Annotated in this window: 26 protein-coding genes; 10 read left to right on the forward strand and 16 right to left on the reverse strand. The window is 72.2% G+C overall.

The window, feature by feature from the left end; all coding sequences use genetic code 11:
• On the reverse strand, positions 1–1107 hold the full coding sequence (pheS, locus tag ACFQRJ_RS11895; protein WP_377019331.1) for a phenylalanine--tRNA ligase subunit alpha: 1107 nt from the start codon (positions 1105–1107) through the stop codon (positions 1–3).
• Between the two features lie 250 nt (positions 1108–1357).
• Between pheS and ACFQRJ_RS11900 the strand changes: the two genes are divergently transcribed.
• From ACFQRJ_RS11900 to ACFQRJ_RS11910, 3 genes are all read left to right on the forward strand, one after another.
• Positions 1358–3124, forward strand: a complete 1767-nt coding sequence (locus tag ACFQRJ_RS11900) for a WXG100 family type VII secretion target (protein ID WP_377019332.1) — start codon at positions 1358–1360, stop codon at positions 3122–3124.
• A gap of 109 nt (positions 3125–3233) precedes the next feature.
• Positions 3234–4334, forward strand: coding sequence for an S-(hydroxymethyl)mycothiol dehydrogenase (locus ACFQRJ_RS11905; protein ID WP_377019333.1), 1101 nt, complete (start codon positions 3234–3236; stop codon positions 4332–4334).
• Positions 4331–4951 (forward strand): MBL fold metallo-hydrolase, encoded by a 621-nt coding sequence (locus ACFQRJ_RS11910; RefSeq protein ID WP_377019334.1) that lies wholly within the window; start codon positions 4331–4333, stop codon positions 4949–4951. Before ACFQRJ_RS11905 ends, ACFQRJ_RS11910 begins: the two co-directional genes overlap by 4 nt.
• Positions 4952–4970: 19 nt before the next feature.
• Here the strand turns inward: ACFQRJ_RS11910 and ACFQRJ_RS11915 are convergent, their stop codons facing one another.
• Genes ACFQRJ_RS11915 through infC form a run of 5 tightly spaced genes read right to left on the reverse strand, consistent with a single transcriptional unit; the run spans position 4971 to position 9298 of the window.
• Positions 4971–7091, reverse strand: a complete 2121-nt coding sequence (locus ACFQRJ_RS11915) for a cytochrome c oxidase assembly protein (protein ID WP_377019335.1) — start codon at positions 7089–7091, stop codon at positions 4971–4973.
• Positions 7088–7996: a TrmH family RNA methyltransferase gene (locus tag ACFQRJ_RS11920; RefSeq protein ID WP_377019336.1), complete on the reverse strand. Its 909-nt coding sequence runs from the start codon at positions 7994–7996 to the stop codon at positions 7088–7090. Before ACFQRJ_RS11920 ends, ACFQRJ_RS11915 begins: the two co-directional genes overlap by 4 nt.
• Positions 7997–8012: 16 nt before the next feature.
• Positions 8013–8393, reverse strand: coding sequence for a 50S ribosomal protein L20 (gene rplT, locus ACFQRJ_RS11925; protein ID WP_377019337.1), 381 nt, complete (start codon positions 8391–8393; stop codon positions 8013–8015).
• Positions 8394–8451: 58 nt separating this feature from the next.
• The gene (gene rpmI / locus ACFQRJ_RS11930; RefSeq protein WP_377019339.1) at positions 8452–8646 is read right to left on the reverse strand and encodes a 50S ribosomal protein L35; all 195 of its coding nucleotides are present in this window, start codon (positions 8644–8646) and stop codon (positions 8452–8454) included.
• A gap of 25 nt (positions 8647–8671) precedes the next feature.
• Positions 8672–9298, reverse strand: a complete 627-nt coding sequence (gene infC / locus ACFQRJ_RS11935; RefSeq protein ID WP_377019479.1) for a translation initiation factor IF-3 — start codon at positions 9296–9298, stop codon at positions 8672–8674.
• Positions 9299–9603: 305 nt separating this feature from the next.
• On the opposite strand from infC, the gene ACFQRJ_RS11940 reads away from it, so the two are divergent.
• Entirely contained in the window at positions 9604–10611 is a 1008-nt protein-coding gene (locus tag ACFQRJ_RS11940; RefSeq protein ID WP_377019340.1) for a hypothetical protein, read from the forward strand.
• A 90-nt stretch (positions 10612–10701) separates the two neighbouring features.
• Complete coding sequence (locus tag ACFQRJ_RS11945) at positions 10702–11046, forward strand: DUF1844 domain-containing protein (RefSeq protein WP_377019480.1); 345 nt, start codon at positions 10702–10704, stop codon at positions 11044–11046.
• Between the two features lie 62 nt (positions 11047–11108).
• Here the strand turns inward: ACFQRJ_RS11945 and ACFQRJ_RS11950 are convergent, their stop codons facing one another.
• From ACFQRJ_RS11950 to ACFQRJ_RS11980, 7 genes are all read right to left on the reverse strand, one after another.
• Complete coding sequence (locus ACFQRJ_RS11950; RefSeq protein ID WP_377019341.1) at positions 11109–11942, reverse strand: SseB family protein; 834 nt, start codon at positions 11940–11942, stop codon at positions 11109–11111.
• Positions 11939–12673 (reverse strand): bifunctional 1-(5-phosphoribosyl)-5-((5-phosphoribosylamino)methylideneamino)imidazole-4-carboxamide isomerase/phosphoribosylanthranilate isomerase PriA, encoded by a 735-nt coding sequence (gene priA / locus ACFQRJ_RS11955; RefSeq protein ID WP_377019342.1) that lies wholly within the window; start codon positions 12671–12673, stop codon positions 11939–11941. The genes ACFQRJ_RS11950 and priA overlap by 4 nt, the downstream gene beginning before the upstream one ends.
• An 83-nt stretch (positions 12674–12756) precedes the next feature.
• Positions 12757–12915, reverse strand: a complete 159-nt coding sequence (locus ACFQRJ_RS11960) for a hypothetical protein (protein ID WP_377019343.1) — start codon at positions 12913–12915, stop codon at positions 12757–12759.
• A complete protein-coding gene (gene hisH / locus ACFQRJ_RS11965) occupies positions 12912–13634 on the reverse strand; it encodes an imidazole glycerol phosphate synthase subunit HisH (RefSeq protein ID WP_377019344.1) in 723 nt (240 codons plus the stop codon). The genes ACFQRJ_RS11960 and hisH overlap by 4 nt, the downstream gene beginning before the upstream one ends.
• On the reverse strand, positions 13631–14233 hold the full coding sequence (locus tag ACFQRJ_RS11970) for a hypothetical protein (protein ID WP_377019345.1): 603 nt from the start codon (positions 14231–14233) through the stop codon (positions 13631–13633). The genes hisH and ACFQRJ_RS11970 overlap by 4 nt, the downstream gene beginning before the upstream one ends.
• Positions 14230–14853 carry an imidazoleglycerol-phosphate dehydratase HisB gene (gene hisB, locus ACFQRJ_RS11975; protein ID WP_377019346.1) on the reverse strand — a complete coding sequence of 208 codons (624 nt, stop codon included), beginning with the start codon at positions 14851–14853 and terminating at the stop codon, positions 14230–14232. Before hisB ends, ACFQRJ_RS11970 begins: the two co-directional genes overlap by 4 nt.
• The gene (locus ACFQRJ_RS11980) at positions 14850–15983 is read right to left on the reverse strand and encodes a histidinol-phosphate transaminase (RefSeq protein WP_377019347.1); all 1134 of its coding nucleotides are present in this window, start codon (positions 15981–15983) and stop codon (positions 14850–14852) included. Before ACFQRJ_RS11980 ends, hisB begins: the two co-directional genes overlap by 4 nt.
• Before the next feature lie 129 nt (positions 15984–16112).
• Here ACFQRJ_RS11980 and ACFQRJ_RS11985 point away from each other — a divergent pair, with 129 nt between their 5' ends.
• Positions 16113–16589, forward strand: a complete 477-nt coding sequence (locus ACFQRJ_RS11985; protein WP_377019348.1) for a DUF3054 domain-containing protein — start codon at positions 16113–16115, stop codon at positions 16587–16589.
• A 127-nt stretch (positions 16590–16716) separates the two neighbouring features.
• Here ACFQRJ_RS11985 and hisD read toward each other — a convergent pair whose 3' ends face one another.
• On the reverse strand, positions 16717–18054 hold the full coding sequence (gene hisD / locus ACFQRJ_RS11990) for a histidinol dehydrogenase (RefSeq protein WP_377019349.1): 1338 nt from the start codon (positions 18052–18054) through the stop codon (positions 16717–16719).
• A gap of 102 nt (positions 18055–18156) precedes the next feature.
• On the opposite strand from hisD, the gene zupT reads away from it, so the two are divergent.
• The 4 genes from zupT to ACFQRJ_RS12010 all read left to right on the forward strand — a co-directional run bounded on the left by zupT (position 18157) and on the right by ACFQRJ_RS12010 (position 23576).
• Entirely contained in the window at positions 18157–18996 is an 840-nt protein-coding gene (gene zupT / locus ACFQRJ_RS11995) for a zinc transporter ZupT (RefSeq protein ID WP_377019350.1), read from the forward strand.
• Positions 18997–19058: 62 nt separating this feature from the next.
• Positions 19059–20252 carry a hypothetical protein gene (locus ACFQRJ_RS12000; RefSeq protein WP_377019351.1) on the forward strand — a complete coding sequence of 398 codons (1194 nt, stop codon included), beginning with the start codon at positions 19059–19061 and terminating at the stop codon, positions 20250–20252.
• Positions 20253–20392: 140 nt separating this feature from the next.
• Positions 20393–22621, forward strand: coding sequence for an NADP-dependent isocitrate dehydrogenase (locus tag ACFQRJ_RS12005; protein WP_377019352.1), 2229 nt, complete (start codon positions 20393–20395; stop codon positions 22619–22621).
• A 163-nt stretch (positions 22622–22784) separates the two neighbouring features.
• The gene (locus ACFQRJ_RS12010; protein WP_377019353.1) at positions 22785–23576 is read left to right on the forward strand and encodes an alpha/beta fold hydrolase; all 792 of its coding nucleotides are present in this window, start codon (positions 22785–22787) and stop codon (positions 23574–23576) included.
• Here ACFQRJ_RS12010 and ACFQRJ_RS12015 read toward each other — a convergent pair.
• On the reverse strand, positions 23566–24366 hold the full coding sequence (locus ACFQRJ_RS12015) for a sulfite exporter TauE/SafE family protein (RefSeq protein WP_377019354.1): 801 nt from the start codon (positions 24364–24366) through the stop codon (positions 23566–23568). The genes ACFQRJ_RS12010 and ACFQRJ_RS12015 overlap by 11 nt on opposite strands.
• Positions 24367–24502: 136 nt before the next feature.
• Positions 24503–25000 (reverse strand): thiol peroxidase, encoded by a 498-nt coding sequence (tpx, locus tag ACFQRJ_RS12020; RefSeq protein WP_377019355.1) that lies wholly within the window; start codon positions 24998–25000, stop codon positions 24503–24505.
• Positions 25001–25075 lie beyond the last annotated feature (75 nt).

Here is a 25075-nt window from a genome sequence, read left to right on the forward strand (position 1 = left end):
TCAGATCTCCGTCCCGTAGTGCTGGGAGAAGCGGACATCGCCCTCCACCATGTCGCGCATGTCGGCCACTCCGTTGCGGAGCATCAGAATGCGCTCGATCCCCAGGCCGAAGGCGAAGCCCTGGTACTCCTCCGGATCCACCCCGGCCGCACGCAGCACGTTCGGATGGACCATGCCGCAGCCGCCCATCTCGATCCACCCCGTGCCGCCGCACACGCGGCAGGCAGGGTCCGCGTCATGGTCCAGCCCGAGGCGGGCCTCGCACCGGAAGCAGCGGAAGTCCATCTCCGCACTGGGCTCGGTGAAGGGGAAGTGGTTGGGACGCAGCCGCGTGATGGGCCGGCCACCGAACAGGTGCGCCGCGAAGGCGTCCAGCGTGCCCACCAGGTTGGCCATGGTGAGGTCCTTGTCGACTGCGAGGCCTTCGACCTGATGGAACATCGGCGAGTGCGTCGCGTCCATCTCGTCGGCGCGGTACACGGTGCCGGGGCACGCGACGTACAGGGGGGCGCCGCGCTCGAGCATCGCGCGGATCTGGACCGGGGAGGTCTGGGTGCGCAGCAGCATCCCGGACCCCTCGGGCGCGACGTACAGCGTGTCCTGCAGCGAGCGCGAGGGGTGCTCCGGGTCCGCGTTCAGGGCGTCGAAGTTCAGCCACTCCGCGTCGATCTCGGGGCCCTCGGCGATCTCCCAGCCGATCCCGATGAAGAAGTCGTTGATGCGATCGGTCAGCGTGGTCAGGGGGTGCGCGGCGCCGCGCGGGCGACGGTCGGTGGGCAGGGTGACGTCGACCGTCTCGGCGGCGAGCGCCGCCTCCTCCTCGGCGGCGGCCAGCTCCTGCTGCCGGGCGGCGAGTTCCTTCTGCACCCGGCCCTTGCCCTGACCGACCAGCTTGCCGGCCGCAGCGCGCTGATCCTTGGGCAGATCCTTGAGGGAGCGGTTCGCACTGGTCAGGACACTGTTGTCGCCGACATGCTCGATGCGCACCTGCTTGAGCTCGTCGGTGGTCGCGGCCGCGGCGATCGCGGCCAGGGCGGCGTCCACGGCGGCGCCGATGCTCGCCTCGTCGATGACGGGCGGCTCGGGCGCGGGGGATGAATCGGACACAGGATTCGCTTTCGTCCGGCGGGCTGATCGGGGCGGCGCCATGGCGGCGGCCCGGGCCATTCTACGGACGACGGGCCGAGCCCTTCCCCGCCCGTCCGGCCGTCGCCGGCGGGGAGGGCAGGACGGGGAGTTCTCCCCATGGAAGCGGCCGCCCGGGTCCCGTAGCGTCGGGACCGACCTCCCGAAGCGACCGATAGCGACCGATCCGACGATGCCCGGCAGAGGAACCGGGCGGACGACGAGGAGAACGATGGCCGACGCGATCACCCATGGCGCCGACACCGAAGCGCTGCGAGCCCACGCCCTGGCCACTGCCCGTGGCGCCCGCCGGCTCGACGATCTCCTCGCGACCCTGACACCGCTGGTCGCCTCGTGCTCGTGGGAGGGCCGCGACGCGGAGACGTTCCGCACGGACTGGCATCGCACTGCCGGGCTGATGAGCTCGGCCGGGAACCGCCTGAGCGAGGCGTCCACGACCCTGACCGAGGAGGCGGACCAGCAGGACCGGGCCTCCGCGCCCGAGGGCCTGACCGCGCTGCTGGGCTCGAGCATCGGCCGGACCCTGGCCGCTCTGCTCGGTCAGGGCGGCGATCAGCTGGGCACCGGGACGTGGTGGAGCGATCTGCTGGGCCACGGCGGCGACAGCTCGACGCTCATGGGTGCCCGGATCGCCGAGGACGACTTCGACCAGAAGCGCGGCGAGGGGTCGAAGACCACGATCACGCTGCCCGACGGCTCGAAGATCACGCTGGGCGATGACGGGTCCCAGACGGTCAAGCTCGACGGGACGACGACGGTGGAGACCGAGGTCCAGACGCCGAACGGTACGGTGACGACATCGGTGCGGGTGGGCGACACGATGGAGGTCACCGAGACCGCCGACGGCAAGCTCAAGTACACCTTCACCGGCCTGGCGGAATTCAGCGGCTCGGGCGAGTTCGACGGCAAGGTCATCGGGGCCGAGGGAAGCACCAGCAGCAAGGTCGAGCAGGTCTACAGCGTCGAGGTCCCCAAGGGCACGGACGCCGCCGAGGCGATGAAGATCAATCCCTTCGACCCCTCGTCGATCCCGCCCGGCGCCTCCGTGACCACCGGCACGGGCGTGGAGGAGAAGAGCTCGCTGTCGGTCAGCGGCGAGTACCGCGGCTTCGAGCTCGGTCTCGGCGGATCGGTCAAGGAGGGCAACTCCCAGTCGCTGAAGATCTCCCGGGACGAGGACACCGGCAACCTCTCAATGCTCGAGGGCCCCACCGAGATGACCGCCCACGGCTCCACCGTGGATCTCGGCCACGGTGACCTGAAGCTCTCCATGGGTCAGGAGACCATCGAGAAGACGAAGGTCCTGGAGTACTCGGAGTTCAGCGACGACGCCGCGGGCACCGAGGCGTACATGCGGGCGATGAACCAGGGGATGCCCGAGGATGCGTCGGGCGCCGGGGTCGAGGACCGCTACCGGCAGACGCACACGTCCACCGTGATCGAGAGCGGCTTCGAGATCGGTCACGAGGACGTGCTGACGCTCGGCCGCAAGCACGAGGGATTCTCGGACGAGCTCATCGTGCGCGACTACCCCGACGGGTCGCAGGAGTTCGCCCAGCAGATCCTTCCGCACGGGGAGGCCGAGAACAACTCCGTGATGGTCGAGGGTGGGACCGGCAAGCAGACCTCGTACACCATGACGCTCGGCGACGTCGAGCGCACGCCGGCCATGACGGATCTGCTCGGCCAGACGTACGGCCAGTTCCAGCGCGGCGACGACCTCTCGATCTCGATGTCCAAGGAGGAGCTGTCGGTCATGGCGGACAACCGCGCCGCGTGGCACGGCAACCCGGAGCAGTACCAGAACGAGACGGACTACCTCACCGGTGTCGTCGCCTCGGACAGCCATCACGGTCCGCGCCAGACCGTCGAGGAGATGGTGCGCGACTACAACTACCGCCCCGTCGAGGCCGGCAACTGGCACAGCGCCGAGCGCGTCCACCCGGAGATCGAGGGCCCGGGGATGGTCGTCGGCTGACCCGGCGGGCGCGCGGCCTCGCCCGTCCGCCGGATCGGCGGTGCGACCAGCACCGACCGCTTAGGCTGGGGGCAGGAACATCCCCGTCACCGGAAGTCAGGAGCAGCTCATGCCCCGGACCGTCAAGGGCGTCATCGCCCGCACCGAGAAACAGCCGGCCGAGCTGGTCGACATCGTCATCCCGGACCCCGGACCGCATGACGTCGTCGTCGACATCGAGGCCTGCGGCGTCTGCCACACCGATCTCGCCTACCGCGACGGCGGGATCAACGACCAGTTCCCCTTCCTGCTGGGGCATGAGGCCGCCGGCAGGGTCGTGGAGATCGGCGATTCCGTCACCCACGTCGCCGTCGGCGATTTCGTCGTCCTGAACTGGCGCGCCGTGTGCGGGCAGTGCCGCGCCTGCACGAAGGGCGCCCTGCAGTACTGCTTCGACACCCACAATGCTTCGCAGTCCATGACGCTGACCGATGGCACCGAGCTCGAGCCCGCGCTCGGCATCGGCGCGTTCGCCGAGCAGACGCTGGTGCACGAGGGCCAGTGCACGAAGGTCTCCGAGGAGGCCCCGGCCGAGGTCGCAGGCCTGCTCGGCTGCGGCGTGATGGCCGGGATCGGCGCTGCCGTGAACACTGGTGCCATCCAGCGCGGCGAATCCGTGGCCGTGATCGGGCTGGGCGGCGTGGGATGCGCCGCGATCGCCGGGGCGCAGCTCGCCGGGGCCACGACCATCATCGGCCTGGACGTGGACGAGAAGAAGCTCCCCGCGGCCGAGGAGCTCGGGGCGACCCACACGGTGAACACCGGGGGCCTCTCGCCGCAGCAGGTGGCCGAGAAGGTCCAGGAGCTCACCGACAGCTTCGGGGCCGACGTCGTCATCGACGCGGTCGGCATCCCGCAGACGTACGAGACGGCCTTCTACTCGCGGGACCTGGCCGGCCGCGTCGTCCTCGTCGGCGTTCCGCATCCGGACGCGACGCTCACCCTGCCGCTGCTGGACGTGTTCGGCCGCGGCGGCTCGCTGAAGTCGTCCTGGTACGGCGACTGCCTGCCCGAGCGGGACTTCCCCTACCTCACGGACCTGTTCCTGCAGGGACGGCTGCCGCTGGACCGCTTCGTGACCGGCCGCACCGATCTGGCCGGCGTCGACGAGGCACTGGACGCCCTGCACGAGGGCAACACCCTGCGCACCGTGGCGGTGATCGGCCGATGAACGCGCGACTTGCTCACGCAGTCACCTCCGGCACGTTCAGCCTGGACGGGGAGACCTTCGACGTCGAGAACAACGTGTGGGTCCTCGGCGACGACCAGCAGTGCGTCGTCGTCGACGCCCCGCACGACGTCAAGACGGTCCTCGAGCTCGTCGGGGATCGCGAATGCGTCGGCATCCTCCTCACGCACTCCCACGACGACCACGCGCGGATGGCGCCGGAGCTGTCCGAGGAGCTCGAGGCGCCGGTCCTGCTGAATCCCGCCGATCGGGAGGTGTGGCAGCTGACCCACGGCGACCTGCCCTGGGACGACGACGTCAGCGACGGGGACATGTTCACCATCGCCGGCGTGGATCTCGAAGCTCTGCACACCCCTGGCCACTCCCCCGGGGCGACCTGCTACTACGCCGAGGCGCTGGGGGCTCTCTTCAGCGGTGACACCCTGTTCCAGGGCGGCCCCGGGGCGACGGGCCGTTCCTTCTCCTCGCGGGAGACGATCGAGGAGTCGATCCGGGAGCGTCTGTTCGCTCTGCCCGACGAGACGATGGTCCACACCGGGCACGGCCCGGACACGACCATCGGTGCCGAGAAGGAGGCTGCCCGCGGCGATTGGCTGTGAGCCAGGGCCGGCGGTCGGGCTACCGCTGCGCCGGGCCGCCCGGGACATCGTCCTCGGCGACGGCGTCGTCGCGGGCGGCGTCGTCGCGGGCGGCGTCGTCGCGGGCGGCGTCGTCGCGGGCGGCCGGGGGCTCGTGCCTCGCGGGCTCCTGGCTGGATACCGCAGCCTCCGTCGGCCCCGTCGGCTCTCCCCGCAGCCTGGCGAGGTAGGCGTTGTAGGCGGCCAGTTCCGCGCCGCCGTCGCGGTCGGCCTTGCGGTCGAACTGCCGTGCCCGCCGGTCCTCGGACTTCATCCACAGCACGGCGACGAGGATCGCGTAGCCCACGGTGGGCAGTTCCGAGATGGCCCACATGATGGTGCCTCCGCGGACCTGGATCAGCTCCAGGCGCTGGAGGGAGTACATGCCGAGGTCGGTGTACCAGTGCTCCGCGATGAGCCAGGTCGCCGAGACCAGGGCGACGCCGAAGAAGGCGTGGAAGGCCAAGGTGACCAGCAGGGTGATCAGCTTCAGGATGGGGTTGATCGGCCTCGGCGCCGGGTCGATGCCGATCAGGACCCACGCGAACAGGTAGCCCGAGGCCAGGAAGTGCACGGTCATCAGCACGTGGCCGAGGTGGGTGTACATCGCCAGCTCGAACAGCGGCGTGAAGTAGAAGACCACCAGCGACCCCGCGAACAGGGCTCCGGCCAGAGGCGGCGAGGAGACCAGCCGCGCGAAGCCGGAGTGCAGTGCGGCCAGGACCCATTCGCGGATGCCGCGCGACCCGTCGGTGCGCGGGGGGACGGCGCGTGAGAGCAGCGTGACGGGGGCTCCGAGGACCCACAGCGGTGGCACGATCATCATCATCGCCATGTGCTGGACCATGTGGGCGTCGAAGCGCATCTTCCCCCACGCGGAGGCGCCGCCGTTCATGACCCAGGCGAAGGCCAGGCAGCCCAGCACGAACACGACGGTGCGGTGCCACGGCCAGGCGTCGCCCCGGCGCCGCAGCCGGGCCACGCCGGCCACGTAGACCCCGGCCATGACCACGGCCAGGAGCAGCGCGATCCAGTCCGGCTCGAACAGTGTGAACATCGAGGTGGGGCTGAACTCCTGCTCGGGCGGCAGGTACCCCACGAGCGAGAGGACCCGCAGGTCACCCACCGCCGGAATCTCCTGCGGCACCGGTGGCGCGGAGCGTCCCAGAGCGATCGAGGCCCCGATCACGCCGGCCATCACCACACCCTCGGTGACGACCAGGTGCCGGAAGCGCAGCCGCTCCCCCAGCCGGCGACGCTGCAGCGCGCCGATGCCGGCGAGGACCACGAGACCGGTGGCCTTCAGCAGCACGATGCGGCCGTACCCGGTGGTCACCAGCTGCCCCCAGCCGGACATGCGGATCGTGGCGCTGACCAGGCCGCTGATCGCCAGAGCGATGATCGCGGTCAGCGCCCAGGGCGAGAACCGCCGCACCGTCGTGGCCAGCCGGTCGTCCTCGAGCCAGGGGGCGATCAGGCCGATCACCAGCAGACCTCCCGCCCACACCGAGACCGAGATCAGGTGCAGGGCCATGGCGTTGACGGCGTTGACATGGTCCAGGCTGGCTCCGGCATGGCCGGCGAGACCCAGCGCGCCGACTCCGATCCCGGAGAAGGCCAGCGCCCAGCACGCCAGGACCGTGGAGCGCGCCAGCGCATAGGCGAGCGCGGACAGCGCAGCGGCGACGGCGACGGTCAGCTGCAGCCTGCCGAGATCACTGGCCAGCGCGATATCCCAGACGTCCAGCCCCGAATCGGCCCCGGCGGCCTCGAGCCCCCCGAGCGGGACCAGAGCTGCGGAGGCCACGGCCCACAGTGCGGCTCCGGCGGCGCCGATCCGGACTGTGCGGCGCCGGACCGGGTCGAGCGTGGTGACCTCCCGCCGGGACGGCCCCGGGAGCAGGAGCACGGCGGTTCCCCCGGCGCCGACGGCCAGCAGCAGCCCGAGGTGGTGAAGGGCCCGCACCACCGGGATCCCCCAGGTGACCAGCGGTGAGGCCGGGACCAGGGTGGCCGGTGCGGCGGCGCCGGTGGCGAACAGGCCGGCCAGTGCGGAGGCGATGGTCAGGGCCAGCAGGGCCGGGACGGCGAGGGCACCGAGCTTCACGGATCGGCGCGTCATACCCCTGCCTGCCTGCGGCGGAGGGTCTCGAACAGGCAGACGGTCGCCGCGGTGTGGACGTTCAGGGATTCGGCGTGGCCGGCGAGCGGGATGCGCACGGCCAACGGTGCGGCGGCGAGCGTGCTCTCGTCCAGTCCGTGGGCCTCGTTGCCCAGTATCCAGGCCACACGCGCGGGCAGGTCCGCAACGAACAGGTCCTGTTCGGCACGGCCGCTGGTGGCCGCCGCCGTGATGCCGGCGGAGGCCAGGCTCCCGAGCGTCTCGTCGATGTCCGCTCCGGCGACCACCGGGAGGTGGACGAGGCTGCCTGCGGCGGCTCGCACCGCCTTCGGGGAGAAGGGGTCGGCGCTGGTGCGGGTCAGGACCACGAGGTCGGCGCCGGCGGCATCGGCTGTGCGAATCAGGGTGCCGACGTTGCCGGGGTCGCGCACCTCATGGAGCACGACGACGGTGACCGGCGCGGTGCCGGGAAGGGCCTGGATCGCAACAGGCGCGGCCGACGACTCCTCGGCGGGCAGTCGACCGATCGCGACGACGCCCTGAGGACTCACCAGCGCCCCGGCGCGGGAGCCGGTGGCCGCCTCCGTGTCGAGCTCGCCGTCGTGGCCGGGGCCGGGGTCGCGGACCATGGCACGGATGACCTCGCCCGGGACCTCGCGCGCCGCCACGCCGGCGTCCTGCGCGAGGTCGGCGAGCTCCGGATGAGCGGTCAGTGCCTCGGGAGTCACGAAGAGCTCGAGAGCGAGGTCCGGGCGGTGGGCGAGCAGGGAGCGGACCGCCTGCGGTCCTTCGATGCGGAAGCGACCCTGCTTGCGACGTGCAGAGCGCCCGGTCAGTGCCGCCACCTTCCGCACCCGCTCGGAGCGGGGCGAGGTGATCGGGGACTGATCCGGGCGCTCGGTCATCGCAGAGGGAGCGATGTCAGGCTGCCGGCGCGTTGACGTCCTTGGGCAGGGCGTTCTTGGCGACCTCGACCAGGGCGGCGAATGCCGGGGCATCGTTGACCGCGAGCTCGGCGAGCATGCGGCGGTCGACCTCGACGCCCGCGAGGCCGAGGCCCTGGACGAAGCGGTTGTAGGTCAGGCCGTTGGCGCGGGCCGCAGCGTTGATGCGCTGGATCCACAGGCGACGGAAGTCGCCCTTGCGCGCCTTGCGGTCGCGGTAGTTGTAGGTGGCCGAGTGGAGCACCTGCTCCTTGGCCTTGCGGTACAGACGGGAGCGCTGACCGCGGTAGCCGCTGGCCTGCTCGAGGATCTCCCGACGCTTCTTCTGGGCGTTGACCGCCCGCTTCACGCGTGCCACGTGATACTCCTTCGATCGTGATGTTCAGGGGGCGGGAGGCGGGCTCCCGCGCGGGCGATCAGCGGCCCAGCAGCTTCTTGATGCGCTTGACGTCGGACTTGGCGACGTTGGTGTCGGTGCCCAGGCGGCGCTTGCGCGTGGAGGACTTGTGCTCCAGCAGGTGGCGGGCGTTGGCCTTCTCGCGCATGAGCTTGCCGGAGCCGGTCGTGCGGACGCGCTTCTTGGTCCCCGAATGGGTCTTGTTCTTGGGCATGGTGCCTGTTCTCCTTCGTACGTTCTCAGGACTCGGAGCCGGACTCGGCGTCCGCCCCGGCCGAGGACGAGTCGTCCCCACCGCGGGCAGCGGCCTTCTCGGCATCGGTCTTGCGCTTGCGGGCCTCGGCCATGGCCTGGGCCTTCTTCTTGTGAGGCCCGAAGACCATCACCATGTTGCGGCCGTCCTGCCGCGGGTGCGACTCGACGAAACCGTACTCGGAGACGTCCTCGGCCATCCGGCTGAGCAGACGCACACCCATCTCGGGGCGGGACTGCTCACGACCACGGAAACGGATGATGACCTTGACCTTGTCACCGCCGGCCAGGAACTTCTCAACGTTGCGGCGCTTGGTCTCGTAGTCATGGGTGTCGATCTTCAGACCCATACGGATTTCCTTCTGGACCGTATTGGCCTGATTCTTCCGCGACTCGCGCGCCTTCAGGTTGGCTTCGTACTTGTACTTGCCGTAGTCCATGAGACGGGCGACCGGCGGGTTCGCGCCGGGGGCGACCTCGACGAGGTCGAGATCGGCTTCTGCGGCGAGACGCAGGGCGTCCTCGACGCGGACCTCACCGACCTGCTCGCCGGCGGGCCCGACCAGGAGGACCTTGGGGACCCTGATCTGACCATTGATGCGCTGTTCGCTGATGTTGGCTCCTCACCTTGGTTCGACTCGAACACGACGAAAGGCCCCCGCTTCATGCGGAGGCCCCAAGGTGCGCGGCGCCGCGGCGCCGACCGGACATTGCTGCCCGACTGCGATACTGACCTGGTGACTGTTCGCCCAGGACCGGCAGGCCCGGGGCTGAGTGCCACGAGGTGGGAAGGGACTCCACTTGAGGAACGACTGACGAGGGTTTTCGACCTGTTCCAGTCGTCTATTCTAGCAGGGCCATCCGGGCAGTCCAGGTGATGTCCGTCGCGTCCGCGACCTGCGACCAGCGAGGAGTTGTGGTGGAGATCGACCGCGAGACCCCCGAGGAGCCCACCGAGGTCGGTGGGTCGCCCCCGCAGCAGGGTCCCGGCTCCGCGGCGCAGGAGTACGGATACGGCGCACCGGCCGACCCCGCTCCGTCGGATCCGTCGTCATCCTCCGAGACGGAGGCGGGCCCGGTCACTGCCGAGTCCGACGAGCCCGGCGCTCCCGAGCGGTCCGGCGCCGCCGACGAGTCCGGCGCCCCCGAGGAGTCCGGTGCCCCCGAGGCCGGGTCCGCCGGCGAGGACACCGGCGTGCAGCCTGCCACCGGGATGCAGCCGGTGACGGCCCTGCGCGAGGGAACTGCTCCCCGGGCCGTGCTGCGCCCGGTCCCGGAGGGTTTCCCGACGCCTCCCCCGCGTCCCGCCCGGCCCAATCGCCGTCCGGCGCCGTCGCCGGCTCCGGGCGACGCGGCGCCCGGTGGCCCGCGGCGCGGCCCGCTGATCGCCTCGCTCGCCGTCGTGGCAGTGCTCGTCCTGGTGGTGGCCGTGGGCGGCAGCATCCTCGCCTACCGCGCGCTGGCTCCCGAGACGCCGGCGGCCCCCGCGGCATCGGATGCCGATCCGGCCGACCCGGCGCCCGCCGGGGCATCGGCGACCGGTGAGGTCGCGATCGGCGACGTCACCGTCCGGGAGCTGGGGACCGAGGTCGGAGTGCGCCAGGTCGGGGACAGGGCCGAGACCGTGGAGCCCGATGGCGAGTTCGTCATCGTCACGTTCGAGATCGTGAATGCGTCGACCCAGGCCCTGTACCTCGTCGACAATGCCGTCCTGCAGACCGCCGACGGGACGGTCGTCCCCGTGGACGAGGAGGCCTCCCGGGAGTACGTGGCCGATACGGATGCTCTCGGGCTCGTCGGTCCCGAGCAGAGGGCCACGATGCACGCCGTCTACGACGTGCCCGTCGGTGCCGAACCGGCCGGTGTGCAATTCGACCTGTCCATGAACACCGATGCCGGAACCGGGACCCTCCCCCTGGGAGGATGAGGGCATCGCATCTCCCGACCCCCGAAGGACATCGTGAACGAGAACCAGAACGAGACCCAGAACCACAACGCCGCCCTCGCGCCCGCGCCACTGGACGAGGACCTCTCCGCGGAGGCGCTGCGCGACATCTCCGAGGTGGCGGCGGTGGAGATCATCACCTCCGCCTGCGTGCATCTGATGAGCGCCGCCGCGGTGAAGGTCGGACTCGCCGAGGACGAGGAGACCGGGCAGTACCAGGACCTCTCCGAGGCCCGGAAGCTGATCACCGCGCTGGCCGGTCTGGTCACCGCGGCAGCGCCCGAGATCGGCAACGAGCACGCCCGGTCGCTGCGCGACGGGCTGCGGTCGCTGCAGCTGGCCTTCGCCGAGGCGCTGCCGTTCCCCGACGCTCCCGGTGAAGCTCCCGGGGAGAAGTACACGGGCCGCGTCTCCTGACCTCGCGGCCCGGACCGGGCGGGCCGGGCCCGGAGGGACCGGGGAAGGCGGAGCTCGGCAGCTCAGGAGCCGAGGACGAGCCGCAATGAGCTGATGCGCTCGGCGACGAGCTCCTCAGCGCCCAGGCGAGCGGAGACCTCGTCGACGACCGCGCGCACCTGGGTCTCGGTCAGGCCGGGTCGCAGCCGCAGCCGGAGGTCGACCTCGCTGCGCTCCCCCGCGTGGGCGTCCAGCGCCCTGACGTGCTCAGTCGCTCCGGCGATGCGCGTCAGGGCCGCGGTGACCTCCGGGTCGGCGTGCGGGGGGATCCAGGTGCGGCCCTGGGCCAGGGCCCACAGCACCGAGCGCGGCAGCAGGATCGGGCCGCCCTCGTCGGCCGGGGCCGCAGCATCCAGCAGCAGGGAGGTGCAGCCCTCCTGCACCGCCGCCTGGGCGGCCTGAGGAGCGATCACGGGCACCGGGCGGGCATCGGTGCGCCAGGCGGACAGCGCCGCGACCGAGGTGAACACCGGCAGCACGCGGGCACCGTCGGGGGCGGTGAGGGAGACCATCGCCATATCCGCCCCGTTGTCGCCGTGGACGCCGTGCGCGGTGGTCTCCGTGCCGGCGGCGACCGCCATGATCGGCACCAGCACGCGGGCGGCGGCGAGAGCGGCGACCAGGGCCTGACGATGCGGGTCCGATCCCGCGCGATGGGCGGCCAGCGCCCGGGCGAGCTCAGGCGGAGTCGTGCCGTCATCGCCCGGGAAGGGGCTGGCCGCATGGTCGCGCCCGGCCCACGGCACCCCGGCGGTGTCGGTCAGTGCGGACTTCTCGCGGAAATGGGACGGCAGCACGCGCCGTGCCCGGTCTCCGCGCGAGTCCTGCTCACCGGTTCCGGAGGCGGCACTGCTCATGCACGCCCCGCGACGTCCAGTGCCTCGCCCATGGTGAATGCCCCGGCGTACAGGGCCTTGCCGACGATGGCGCCCTCGATGCCCTCGGGAACCAGCTCGCGCAGCACCCGCAGGTCCTCCAGGGAGGAGACCCCACCGGAGGCGACCACGGCCGCGTCGGTGCGCGAGCACACCTGGCGCAGCAGATCGACGTTGGGGCCGCGCAGGGTGCCGTCCTTGGCGACGTCGGTGACCACATAGCGCTGGCAGCCGGCCTCGTCGAGATGCTCGAGCGTCTCCCAGAGGTCGCCGCCCTCGCGCGTCCAGCCCCGCGCCGCCAGCGTGGTGCCGCGCACGTCGAGGCCGACGGCGATGCGGTCCCCGTGCTCGGCGAGCACCTCGGCGGTCCATTCCGGGTTCTCCAGGGCGGCGGTGCCGAGGTTGACCCGCCGGCAGCCGGTGGCGAGCGCAGCGGCCAGGGTCTCGTCGTCGCGGATCCCGCCCGAGAGTTCGACGTTCAGATCGACGGTGGCCACGACCTCGGCCAGCAGGGACGCGTTGCTGCCGCGTCCGAAGGCGGCATCGAGGTCGACGAGGTGCAGCCAGCTCGCCCCACCTGCCTGGAAGGAGAGCGCGGCGTCCTGGGGTGCGCCGTAGGCGGTCTCGGTGCCTGCCTCACCCTGGACGAGGCGGACGGCCTGGCCGCCCTGCACGTCGACGGCAGGGAGCAGCTCGAGCACGGGAGCGGTCATAGTGGCCTCCTGAGGGGCGGGGTGGTCCCGGGGTCGGTGCCGCGGGGTGGGGGTCGAGCTGTGGGAGAGGGGATGGAGCCGGCTCAGCCGGTCTGGATCCTCCAGATCGAGACCGCGAAGCAGACCAGACCGGCCAGGGCGAATCCCACGGTCGCCCACCACGGTTTCCTGGCCCGGAAGAAGGACCAGGCGCCGCCGAGCAGCATGCCGCCGGCGAACAGCATGAGGAACGCGCCGATCATCGCGCGTGCTCATCGCCGCTGCCCGCCGCCGCCCGGCGCGGCAGGGTCCGCAGCCAGTTCGCCAGCATCCTGGCCCCTGCCTCGCCGGACTTCTCGGGGTGGAACTGGGTGGCCGCCAGGGCGCCGTTCTCGACCGCGGCGATGAACCGGTCGCCATGGTGCTCGGCCCAGGTCACCTTCGGTGCGGGGAGGGAGCCGATCTGCTCCATCACCCAGCTCCGGGCCGCGTAGGAGTGGACGAAGTAGAAGCGCTCGTCGCCGATGCCGTCGAACAGCTGCGTCCCCTCTGCCGCCTCCACGGTGTTCCAGCCCATGTGGGGCACCACCGGCGCCTCCAGACGGGTCACCTCGCCGGGCCACTGGCCCAGGCCGGTGCTGCGCCGGCCGTGCTCGGTGCCGGCGTCGAACATGACCTGGAGACCGACGCAGATGCCGAGCACGGGGCGGCCCCCGGCCAGACGCTGCTCGATGATGCGGTCGCCGCCGACGCCGAGGATCTGCTCGACGGTCGCCTCGAAGGCGCCGACGCCGGGGACGACGAGTCCGTCGGCCGCGAGGGCCCGGTCCCGCTCGGCGGTCAGCTCGACCTGGGCACCGGCCGCCTCGAGGGCGCGCACCACGGAGCGCACGTTGCCCGAGCCGTGATCGAGGACGACCACGTGGGGTGCGTCCTGCTGCGCCGCACCGCTCCCCGCGGACTCGGCTCCGGTCGCGCTCATGAGCGCTTCTTCCCGGAGGCGATCCACTTCAGGGCCTCGGTGCGGGTGATCGTCGCGGGGTCGATCCCCTCGTCCAGCTCGTCCAGGCCCGTCGCGCCCAGCAGGAGCTGCTCGACGATGTCGTCGACCGCGCCGAGCACGATCGCCGGGGAGACGTCCTCGCCGCGCTCGCCGTTGCGGTAGCGAGTGGCGGTCATGCGGTCGCCGCGGCGCCAGAACAGCACGATGCCGTTGCGCTGCAGTGCCGTCGAGGCGATCGCCGCGAGGTCGTGGGCGGTGTTCTCGGGCAGGGCGCCCACGGCGATGGCCCCCGTGCGGGTGTCCAGGGTGCGGGTGGCGGCCGGGATGTCGATCCCGTCGGTGCGTGCCTCTCGGCCCAGGCGGATCGCACCGGCCAGGGCCTTCGCCGACGCCACGGACGTGGCGACGACGGCGAGGGTCGGCTCCTGGTCGTCCTCACCGTCGGACAGCACGTCGTCGACGGTCAGGGGCGCCTCCTCGTCGAGGGAGAGGCCTTCGGTCAGGCGGGCGAACTCGGCGTCGATGTCGCCGGAGCCGCCCGGGTCCTCGGTGGGGTCGGGGCGGTCAGGAGTGCTCACAGGGCTCCCTTCGTGGAGGGCACGTCGAGGACGCGCTCGTCGCGGGCGCAGGCGGTGCGCAGCGCGCGGGCGAGCGCCTTGAACTGAGCCTCGACGATGTGGTGGGGGTCGCGGCCGTCGAGCACACGGATGTGCAGGCAGATCGCGGCGTGATGGGCGATGGACTCGAAGACGTGCCGGGTCAGCGAGCCGGTGAAGTGCCCGCCGATCAGGTGGTGGGCCTGGGCCTCGCTCTCCCCGCTGTGGACGCAGTACGGGCGGCCGGAGAGGTCGACCACGGCCTGTGCGAGCGCCTCGTCCAGCGGGACCAGGGCGTCTCCGAAACGGGAGATGCCCTGCTTGTCGCCGAGGGCTTCGCGCAGCGCGCGACCGAGCACGATCGCGGTGTCCTCGACGGTGTGATGGGCGTCGATGTCGGTATCCCCGCTCGCCCGGACGGTGAGGTCGAAGCGGGCGTGGGTGCCCAGTGCGGTCAGCATGTGATCGAAGAAGGGGACGGTGGTCGAGACGTCGACCTGACCGGTTCCGTCGACATCGAGCGTGACCTCGACGGAGGACTCGCGGGTGGTGCGCGAGATGCTCGCGGTGCGGGGCGAGCGGGGTGCGGCGGTGTCGGTCATCGGGGGTCGGCCTCCTCGAGGGCGGTGCGGAATGCGGCGTTGTTCTCGGGCGTGCCGACCGAGACGCGCAGCCAGCCGGCGGGGCCGACGGCGCGCACGAGCACGCCGCGCCGCAGCAGCGCCTCGAACACGTCGTCGCGGTCGGCGAAGGTGCGCATGAGGAGGAAGTTCGCGTCCGACGGAGCCACGCTGTGGCCCCGGGCGATCAGGTGCTCGGCCAGGGCGTCGCGCTCGGTGCGCAGCAGCGCGACCTTGCCCAGCAGCTCCTCACGGTGGGCGAGGGCGGCGCGGGCCACCGCCTGCGTGACGGCGGAGAGGTGGTAGGGCAGGCGCACCACCCGCACGGCGTCCACGATCGCCGGGTCGGCGACGAAGTATCCCAGGCGTGCTCCGGCCAGGGCGAACGCTTTGGACATGGTGCGGGTGACGACCAGGTTCGGGTGATCCTCGAGCACGGTGAGGGCACTGGCCACCCCGTCGCGGCGGAACTCGCCGTAGGCCTCGTCGACCACGAGCAGACCTCGCGCGGGGGCCAGCGCCGCGGCCGCCGCCTCGACGACGTCGAGCGTCAGCGCGGTGCCGGTGGGGTTGTTCGGGCTGGTCAGCACCACGATGCTGGGCTGGTGCACGGCGATGGCCTCGCGCACGGCCTGCGGGGTCAGGGCGAACTCCGGAGCCGGCCCGCGCTCGACGGTGACCCACCCGGTGTAGGTGTCGCGCGCGTACTCCGGGTACATCGAGTAGTGCGGGGTGAACCCGAGCGCGGTGCGGCCGGGGCCGCCGTAGGCCAGCAGCAGCTGGTGCATGACCTCGTTGGACCCGTTGGCGGCCCACACCGCCTCGGGAGCCGGTGCCGGGATGCCGGATTCGGCGGCGAGGTACTCGCCGAGCTCGCCGCGCAGGGCGAGCGCCTCGCGGTCCGGGTACCTGTTCAGGCCCCGCGCGGCCTCTGCAGCGGCGCGGCCGATGTGCTCGGCCAGCTCCGGCGAGGGCCCGTACGGGTTCTCGTTGACGTTGAGCGCGTGCTCGACCGGGAGCTGCGGGGCGCCGTAGGGAGCGGCGCCCACGATCCCGTCGCGCGGCACGGGCAGCGCGGCGGTGGCGGTGGTCGGAGCGGAGTTCGCAGGCATGGTCTCCATGGTAGAACGCCGGCGGCGGGGACGAGCCTGCCGTCCGGGCTGCGGGGGCCGCCGTGGCCCGCCTCACGCGTGCCCTCTCCTCGGTCAGGACCCTGCGGGAGCCGCCCTTACCCTGGGGGCATGTTCCGCTCCCTGGGTGCTCTGGTCGGTGACCTGCTGGTCGTGATCCTCTTCGTCGCGATCGGTTTCGTGCAGCACGGCACGCCGCTGACCTCGCAGAACCTCTTCCTGGTGGGGTGGCCGTTCGCCGTCGGCGTGCTGCTGGGCCACCTGGCGATCCGTGCCTGGCGTGCACCGTTCCGGCTGTGGCCGCATGGGCTGTTCGTGTGGGCGATCATGCTCGCGACGGCCATGGCGATCCGCACCCTCTTCGGCGGTGGCACGGAGACATCCTTCGTCATCGTCACCGGCGTGGTCACCGCGATCGGCATGCTCGGCTGGCGAGCCGTGGCTCTCTTCCTCACCCGCGGCGAACGGGTCGAGGTCGTCGCGGCCGGCACCGGGAGCGCCGCGGCGTCGGCGAACGCCGACTCCGAGGAGGCCTCCCCCGCCGCCGTCGACACCGAGGACGACGGAAGCCGGCACTCGTCGCCCTGAGCCCGTCCGGGACCGCGGCAGCGCAGGAATCGGGACGCAGGCGCGCTCTCACGCCCTCAGGAGGGGATGACTCGGCGCTGACGTCCACCGCATGGCGATCACCTGCCGGGCGGGGCCGCCGCCCGGTTCAGCGCTCGAAGCGGATGTCGATCGCCGTGCCGTGCGCGGGCAGCCCTTCGGCGGCGGCGAGCGTGGTCGCCGCCGGGCGGGCCGTGGCGAGGGCATCGCGGTCGTAGTCCACGACGTGGATCCCGCGCAGGAACGTCTGCACGCCGAGGCCGCCGCTGTAGCGAGAGCTGCCGCCGGTGGGCAGGACATGGTTCGAGCCCGCGGCGTAGTCGCCGAGGCTGACCGGGCTGTGCGGGCCGACGAAGACCGCGCCGGCGTTGGTGACGCGCGCGGCGACCTCTGCGGCGTCGGCGGTGTGGATCTCCAGGTGCTCCGCGCCATAGGCGTCGACGACCTCGAGCCCGCGACCGATGTCCTCGACCAGAACGGCCCCGCTCTGGGGCCCTCGCAGTGCCTGCTCGATGCGCTCGCGGTGGAGCGCGAGCGGCACCTGCCGGGCGAGCTCCGCCTCGACCTCGCCCACGAGCTCGGGCGCGTCGGTGACCAGGATGCTCGCGGCCGCCGGATCGTGCTCCGCCTGGGAGATGAGATCGGCGGCGAGGTAGGCGGGCTCGGCGGCTCGATCCGCGAGGATCGCGATCTCGGTGGGACCGGCCTCGGCGTCGATCCCCACCGTGCCCCGCACCAGGCGCTTGGCGGCGACGACGTACACGTTGCCGGGGCCGGTGACCAGGTCGACGGGCGTGAGCGGGCCGTCGCCGTCGACGTCCTCGGCGCCGTGGGCCAGCAGTGCGACCGCCTGGGCGCCGCCGGCGGCGATCACCTCGGTGACGCCGAGCAGAGCGCAGGCCGCGAGGATCGTCGGGTGCGGCAGGCCCCCGAACTCCTTCTGCGGCGGCGAGGCCAGCACGATCTCGCCGACACCCGCGACCTGGGCGGGGACGACGTTCATCACCACGGAGCTGGGCAGCACCGCACGACCACCGGGCACGTACAGGCCCACGCGCCGCACCGGCACCCACCGCTGGGAGACGGTGCCCCCGGGCACGACCTGCACGGTCTCCTCGGGGCGCTGCTGCGCACCGTCGACGGCCCGCACCCGGGCCGCGGACTGCTCCAGCGCGTCCCGGATCTGCGGATCGAGCTCATCGAGAGCTCTGTCCAGCTCGGCCTGCGGCACGCGGAGATGCTCGGGACGCACCCCGTCGAACCGCTCGGATGCGTCCAGGACGGCATCGGCGCCCCGCACGGCGACGTCCTCGACCACGGGGCGGACGGCCCGGGCCGCGGACTCGACGTCCAGCTCGGCGCGCGGCAGGGCCGCCGTCAGCTCCGAGGCGGTGAGCGTGCGCCCGCGGAGATCGGTCACGGCGAGGAAGGGGGCGGGATCAGGCATGGGAGCAGTCTACGAAGAGCGGCGGGACGACGGCGCGCCGGTCCCACCGCGCTGACGGCTCGGCGCCACGGCACGGGCGCCGCGGGCGGTTAAGGTCGAGTCGTGCTCGTCGCCCTCCTGCTCACCCTCGTCGCGGGCGCGGCCACCAGCATCGGGGCGGCGCTCGGGGTGATGGGGCGCGGGACGAGCCCGAAGATGCTGGCCGGCGGGCTGGGGCTGTCCGCGGGCGTGATGCTCTACGTCTCCTTCGTCGAGCTCATGCCCGAGGGAGCCCGGATCCTCTCCGGCGAGCCGGCCGGCGGAGAGGTCACGGGGCGCGGCACCAGCGTGGCCGTGCTCTCCTTCTTCGTCGGCATCGGCCTGATCGCCGTGCTGGACCGGCTGGTGCCGCAGCCCGTCAATCCGCACGAGTTCTCCGGCCGCATGGCCGGCACCGCCGGGCGGGCCGAGGTGCGCGAGCCCGAGGAGCAGGTCGCTGACCGGGCGCTGAAGGCACGGCTGATGCGCACCGGCGTGGTGACCGCCGCCGCGCTGGCCCTGCACAACGTGCCCGAGGGCTTCGCGACCTTCGTCGCCGCCCTGCAGGCCCCGGAGGTCGCCATCCCCGTGGTCGCCGCGATCGCGCTGCACAATATCCCCGAGGGTCTCGCGGTCGCGGTGCCCGTGCGCCGTGCGACCGGGTCCCGGAGGACGGCGTTCTGGTTGGCGACGATGACGGGCCTGGCGGAACCCGCGGGCGCGGTCATCGGGTTCCTGCTGCTGGCCCCGCTGCTGACCGGCGGCGCGATGGGAGCGATACTCGCCGGCGTGGCCGGGGTGATGGTCTTCGTCTCGCTGGATGAACTGCTCCCCGCGGCCGAGGAGACCGGCGAGCACCACACGGTGATCTACTCGCTGATCGCGGGTATGGCGATCATGGCGGTGACGCTGCTGGTGCTGTGAGCGGCATGCGGGCAGGCGCGGGGAATCCGGGGGAGCGAGCCGGAGGACGGAGAAGGGGCGAGATGGACGAGAACGTGGGGATCCGGCACGAGAGGACCGGGCATACTGCGCACCGGGTCGGGACCCGTGCGGCGCGACTGATGGCGGCCGCCGCTGTGGTGCTCGCGCTCGGCGCCTGCGACGCCCTGCCGGGAGACCGGGCCACCGAGCCCGCCCCCTCCGCGGAGCCGATGGATCCCACCGCGGTGGCCGAGGCCGAGACCACCGCGGTGGACCCTTCCTGGCTGTGCGACCCGGGCGGGGACGCCGACGCACCCGAGCACGCCGCCGGCCCCGGAGTGCTCTCCGCGGAGTCGGTCCGGACCGACGGCAACGACATCGTGGTCAGCGGCCCGTTCCAGCTCCAGGACGGCTACAGCTATGGCGGGTTCGTCCCCGAGGCCGTCGTCGTCCCCGCCGACCCGGCGAACCGGGGTGCGCCGGCCGAGGGGTACGACGAGATGGGGACCGACGGAGCCCCGACTCCGCCGATCGTGGCGCGCGAGCGCGTCGAGATCCCGGGCGAGGGCGCGGCACCGTCGGCCGTGACGGCCCGGCTGACACTGGGCACCTGCGACGGCGCCCCGCTGCCGGACGGGCAGTATCTGCTCGCCCTCTCGGGCGGCGGGATCGACGGGCCCGACCGCGGCGAGGACGACGCCGGCTGGAGCACGTCCGATGACGTCCTGTTCGACGTCGTCGACGGCTCGCCGCAGCCGGTCCCCGGGGCGGCCACCGCTCCCGAGGGCGAGATCCCCGCCGATCTCTCCCCTCTGGGCTGCCGTTCCCCGCTGGAGCCCGTCGGCGACGGGGACGGGCTCAGCGTCACCGTGAGCGACCAGGAGACCAGCGTCCCTGCTCCCGTCCCCGAAGATCAGCTCGGCGCGGGGGTCGACGCCGAGGTCACGGTCAGCTCCGAGGATATCGGCACCCGCGCCCTGCTCCAGGGAGTGGTGCTCACCGCCCCCGAGTCCGACACGGTCGTCGCCGGCGCACGCAACGCCGGCGACATCGGCCTGCAATGGATCGGCGAGGAGGGCGTGACCACGTCCGAGACGGCCTGGACCACGCGCACGACCTGCATCCGCTCCGCCCTGCAGGCCGGCCCGTACGACGCGCACGCCTTCGCGGTCACGGTGGATGAGGAGGGCGCCACCCACGTCGTCCTCTCCGACCCGTGGACGGTCGAGGTGGCCGAGGCGGACGCGGCGTCCTGACCGTCCTCCCCAGGAGCGTGCCGGCGGGTGCGTCCCGTACCGTGGAGGCGACCGGATCGACGCCGCCGGCCCCGTTCCGCCGTCGATTAGTCTTGACGTCAAGACACATGACGCACCGACCCGAGGGAGCCCCGCGACACATGGCGCGCATCATCTACACCCACACCGACGAGGCACCGATGCTGGCCACCGCATCGTTCCTGCCCATCCTCGACGCCTTCTCGGACACCGCCGGGATCGACGTCACCACGCGTGACATCTCCCTGGCCGGCCGCATCATCGCCGCCTTCTCGGATCTGCTGCCCGAGGACCAGCGGGTCCCCGACTCCCTGGCCGAACTGGGCGAGCTGGCCAAGACGCCCGAGGCGAACATCATCAAGCTGCCCAACATCTCCGCCTCGGTCCCCCAGCTGAAGGCCGCCGTGAAGGAGCTGCAGGATCAGGGCGTCGCCCTGCCGGACTATCCCGAGTCCCCCTCCACGGACGAGGAGAAGGACATCCGCGCCCGGTACGACTCGGTCAAGGGCTCGGCCGTGAACCCCGTGCTGCGCGAGGGCAACTCCGACCGGCGCGCTCCCGCCGCGGTCAAGAACTTCGCCAAGGCCCACCCGCACCGGATGGGCCAGTGGAGCGAGGACTCCAAGACCGCCGTGGTGACCATGGGTCAGGACGACTTCCGCTCCCGTGAGCAGTCCGTCGTGCTCGAGGGCGAGGACACCCTCTCGATCGTGCACGTCGGCGCCGACGGCACCGAGACCGTGCTGAAGCCCTCCGTGCCGGTGCTGGCCGGTGAGGTCGTCGACTCCTCCGTGATGAGCGCCGAGGCGCTCGATGCGTTCCTGCGCGAGCAGATCGCCGCCGCCAAGGAGCAGGGTGTGCTGTTCTCCCTGCACCTGAAGGCGACCATGATGAAGGTCTCCGATCCGATCCTGTTCGGCCACGCCGTGCGCGCCTTCTTCCCGACGCTGTTCACCCAGTTCGGCGACCAGCTCGAGGCCGCGGGGCTCTCCCCGAACAATGGCCTCGGGGGCATCCTCGCCGGTGCGGAGGACCTCGAGGAGTCGGTGCGGGCCGGGATCAAGGCCGCCATCGAACAGGACCTGGCCGACGGCCCGGATCTGGCGATGGTCAACTCCCACAAGGGCATCAGCAACCTCCACGTCCCCTCCGACGTCATCGTCGACGCGTCGATGCCCGCGATGATCCGCACCTCGGGCCATATGTGGAACAAGGACGACCAGGAGCAGGACACCCTCGCGGTGATCCCCGATTCGTCCTACGCGGGCGTCTACCAGGCCACCATCGAGGACTGCCAGGCCCACGGCGCCTTCGATCCCACCACGATGGGCACCGTGCCCAACGTCGGGCTGATGGCACAGAAGGCCGAGGAGTACGGCTCGCACGACAAGACCTTCGAGATCGCCGCCGATGGGCAGGTCGAGGTGCGCGACTCCTCCGGCGCCGTGCTCATGAGCCACGGGGTCGCCGCGGGCGACATCTTCCGCGCCTGCCAGACCAAGGACGCCCCCATCCGCGACTGGGTCCAGCTCGCCGTGCGCCGCTCGCGCGAGTCCGGGATGCCCGCCGTGTTCTGGCTCGACGAGACGCGGGCGCACGACCGCAACCTCATCGGCAAGGTCGAGGCGTACCTGGCCGAGGAGGACACCGAGGGCCTGGACATCCGGATCATGGCTCCGATCGAGGCGACCAGGCACACCCTGGCGCGCGTGCGCCGCGGCGAGGACACCATCTCGGTGACCGGCAACGTGCTGCGTGACTACCTCACCGACCTGTTCCCGATCCTGGAGCTGGGCACCAGCGCCAAGATGCTCTCGGTGGTGCCGCTGATGAACGGCGGCGGTCTGTTCGAGACGGGCGCCGGAGGTTCCGCCCCCAAGCACGTCCAGCAGCTGGTCGAGGAGAACTACCTGCGGTGGGACTCGCTCGGCGAGTTCCTGGCCCTGGCCGAGTCGCTGCGGCACCTTGCCCGCACCGCCGGCAACGACCGGGCGCGGGTGCTGGCCGACGCGCTGGATCGCGCCACCGAGACGCTGCTGCACGAGGGCAAGTCCCCGCAGCGCAAGCTCGGCACCATCGACAACCGCGGCAGCCACTTCTACCTCGCCCTGTACTGGGCGCAGGAACTGGCCCAGCAGAGCGAGGACACCGAGCTGAAGGCCGCCTTCGAGCCCATCGCCACGGAGCTCGTCGATGCCGAGGACACCATCACCGAGGAGCTGATCGCGGTGCAGGGCTCCCCGGCGGACATCGGCGGCTACTACCGCCCGGATCTGGAGAAGTCCGCATCGGTGATGCGCCCCTCGCCGACGTTCAACCGGATCCTCGAGGAGATCTCGGCGGCCCTGTGAGGCCACCCCTCCCCTGAGCGTCCTGGAGTCCGGCCCGGCCCGCAGTGCGGACCGGGCCGGACTCGTCCCGTCGCCCGACCCCGCACACCCCCACCGCCCACCGCCCACCGCCCACCGCCCACCGCCGGAAGGATCCCGTGCCCCNCACCGCCGGAAGGATCCCGTGCCCCTCGTCCACTCCCCTGCCGACGGGGTCCGGCTGCGCTACGACGTCTCCGGCTCCGGGCCGGCCCTGGTGCTCCTGCACGGGTCGGTGCTGTCGCGGGCGATCTGGCGCGGGCTGGGCTACCTCGCGCCGCTGGCGGCCGAGCACACCGTGATCCGGGTGGACCTGCGCGGTCACGGAGGCTCCGAGAAGCCGCACGAGAGCTCGAGCTACGCCCAGGATCGGTTCGTCGCGGACCTGCTGGCCGTGCTGGAGGCGGAGGACGTGGACCGGGCCGGCCTGATGGGCTATTCGCTGGGGGCGCGCGTGGCCCTCGCCGCGACGCTCGAGCATCCCGAGCGGGTCACCCATCTGGTGTGCCTGGGCGGCTCCGCCGCAGCGCAGCGCGGGGCCGTGGACTCCGTGTTCTTCCCGGGCGTCATCGACGCGGTGCGCGAGGGCGGGATGGAGGCGTTCTGCGCCGGCCAGCGACTGGGGCCGGACGTCAGCTCGCGCCGGGCCCGCGCCACCCGCGAGGCGTTCCTGGCCGCGGACCCGCTGCCGATGGCGGCCCTGATGACCGCCACGGACGCCACCCCCGGCGTCTCCGAGACGGCGCTGGCCGCCTGTGACGTCCCGACGCTGTGGATGACCGGGACCGAGGACCATCCCCGGTTCGAGGAGTCCCGGCACGCGGCGGAGACGATGCCGGGCGCCGCCTTCGTCCCCCTGCCCGGCCGGGACCACGGCGGGACCCTGTCCCCGCCCGACGAGGTGCTCGCACGCGTCCTGCCGTTCCTCAGCCGGTGACCTGGCGGACGATCGCGACCAGCGCGACGACCACGATGATCCCGCGCAGCAGCCAGTCGGGCAGCTTCTTGGCCAGGTGCGCACCGAAGTAGCCGCCCAGCAGGGCGCCGACGGCGATCGCCGCGGTCGCCGGCCACACGATCTCGGAGCCGATCAGGAAGTGCGCGAGCACGTAGACGGCCGCGGCCGCGACGTTGACCACCAGGCTCATCAGATTCTTGATGCTGTTGACCGACCCCATCGTGCGCCCCGTCAGGGCACCGAGGATCCCCAGGTAGAGGATGCCCTGGGCAGCGGTGAAGTACCCGCCGTAGACGGAGGCTGCGCCCATCGCGCCGACGAGACCGGGTGACCGGTACGGGCTGCGCTGCGGAGCCGACGCCGCGCGCGCGGCCCGCCGATCCTGCCGCGCGCGGATCGCGGCGGTGAGCCGCTTCTGGAAGATCACCAGAGCGAGGGCGACGACGATCAGCACCGGCACGACCACGTCCAGCGCCTCGGCGGGCGAGAGCAGCAGGAGGATCGAGCCGAGGCCCGCGCACAACGCCGTGACCAGGACCAGCGGCGCCAGATTGCCATTCTCCTCGGCGATCTCCCGGCGGTAGCCGAGGGTCGAGCCGATCGTGGAGAACAGGATGCCGACCGTGTTGGTGCGCACGGCGGTCCCCGGTGGCATGCCGAGGGCGAGCAGCACCGGCAGCGTCAGGAGCGACCCCGAGCCCACCGCCGCGTTGATCGCTCCGGCGAGGGTGCCCATCACCAGCAGGACGATCAGCGAGACGGGTTCCACGACGTCCGAGCCTACTGCCGCGCGGGCGTGGTCCGGGCACCCGGGCCCCGCTCGCGGGTCGCGTCAGGAGCGGGAGCTCGCGCCGGGACGGTCGGGGCCAGGACGGTCGGGGCCAGGACGGTCGGGGCCAGGACGGTCAGCTCAGGGAGGCGACCGCGGCGTCGTAGTCCGGCTCCTCGGCGACCTCGGCCACCTGCTGCGTGTGCACGACGTTCCCGTCGGCGTCGGCGACGACGACGGCGCGGGAGAGCAGGCCGGCCAGCGGGCCGTCGCTCATGGTCACGCCGTAGTCCTCGCCGAAGCTGGAGCGGAACGCGGAGCCGGTGACGACGTTCTCGATGCCCTCGGCGCCGCAGAAGCGGGCCTGGGCGAAGGGGAGGTCCTTGGACACGCACACGACCACGGTGTTCTCGAGCGAGGCGGCGAGCTCGTTGAACTTTCGCACGGAGGTCGCGCAGGTTCCCGTGTCGAGCGAGGGGAAGATGTTCAGCACGATGCGCTTGCCGGCGAGGTCCGCACTGGAGACGGGCCCGAGGTCCTGGCCGACGAGCTCGAAGGCCGGGAGCGGGGAGCCCTGGGCGGGCAGCTCGCCGACGGTGGTCACGGGAGTGTTCTTGAAGGTGATCGAAGCCATGCCCCCATCCTCACGGTCAGCGGCGGAGGGCACAAACCGGGTCCACCGCCGGCGGGGCCGCGCGTCCGCCGGCGG

It is taken from the genome of Brachybacterium sp. GCM10030252, from assembly GCF_042666535.1.
In the GTDB taxonomy this organism is placed as follows: domain Bacteria; phylum Actinomycetota; class Actinomycetes; order Actinomycetales; family Dermabacteraceae; genus Brachybacterium.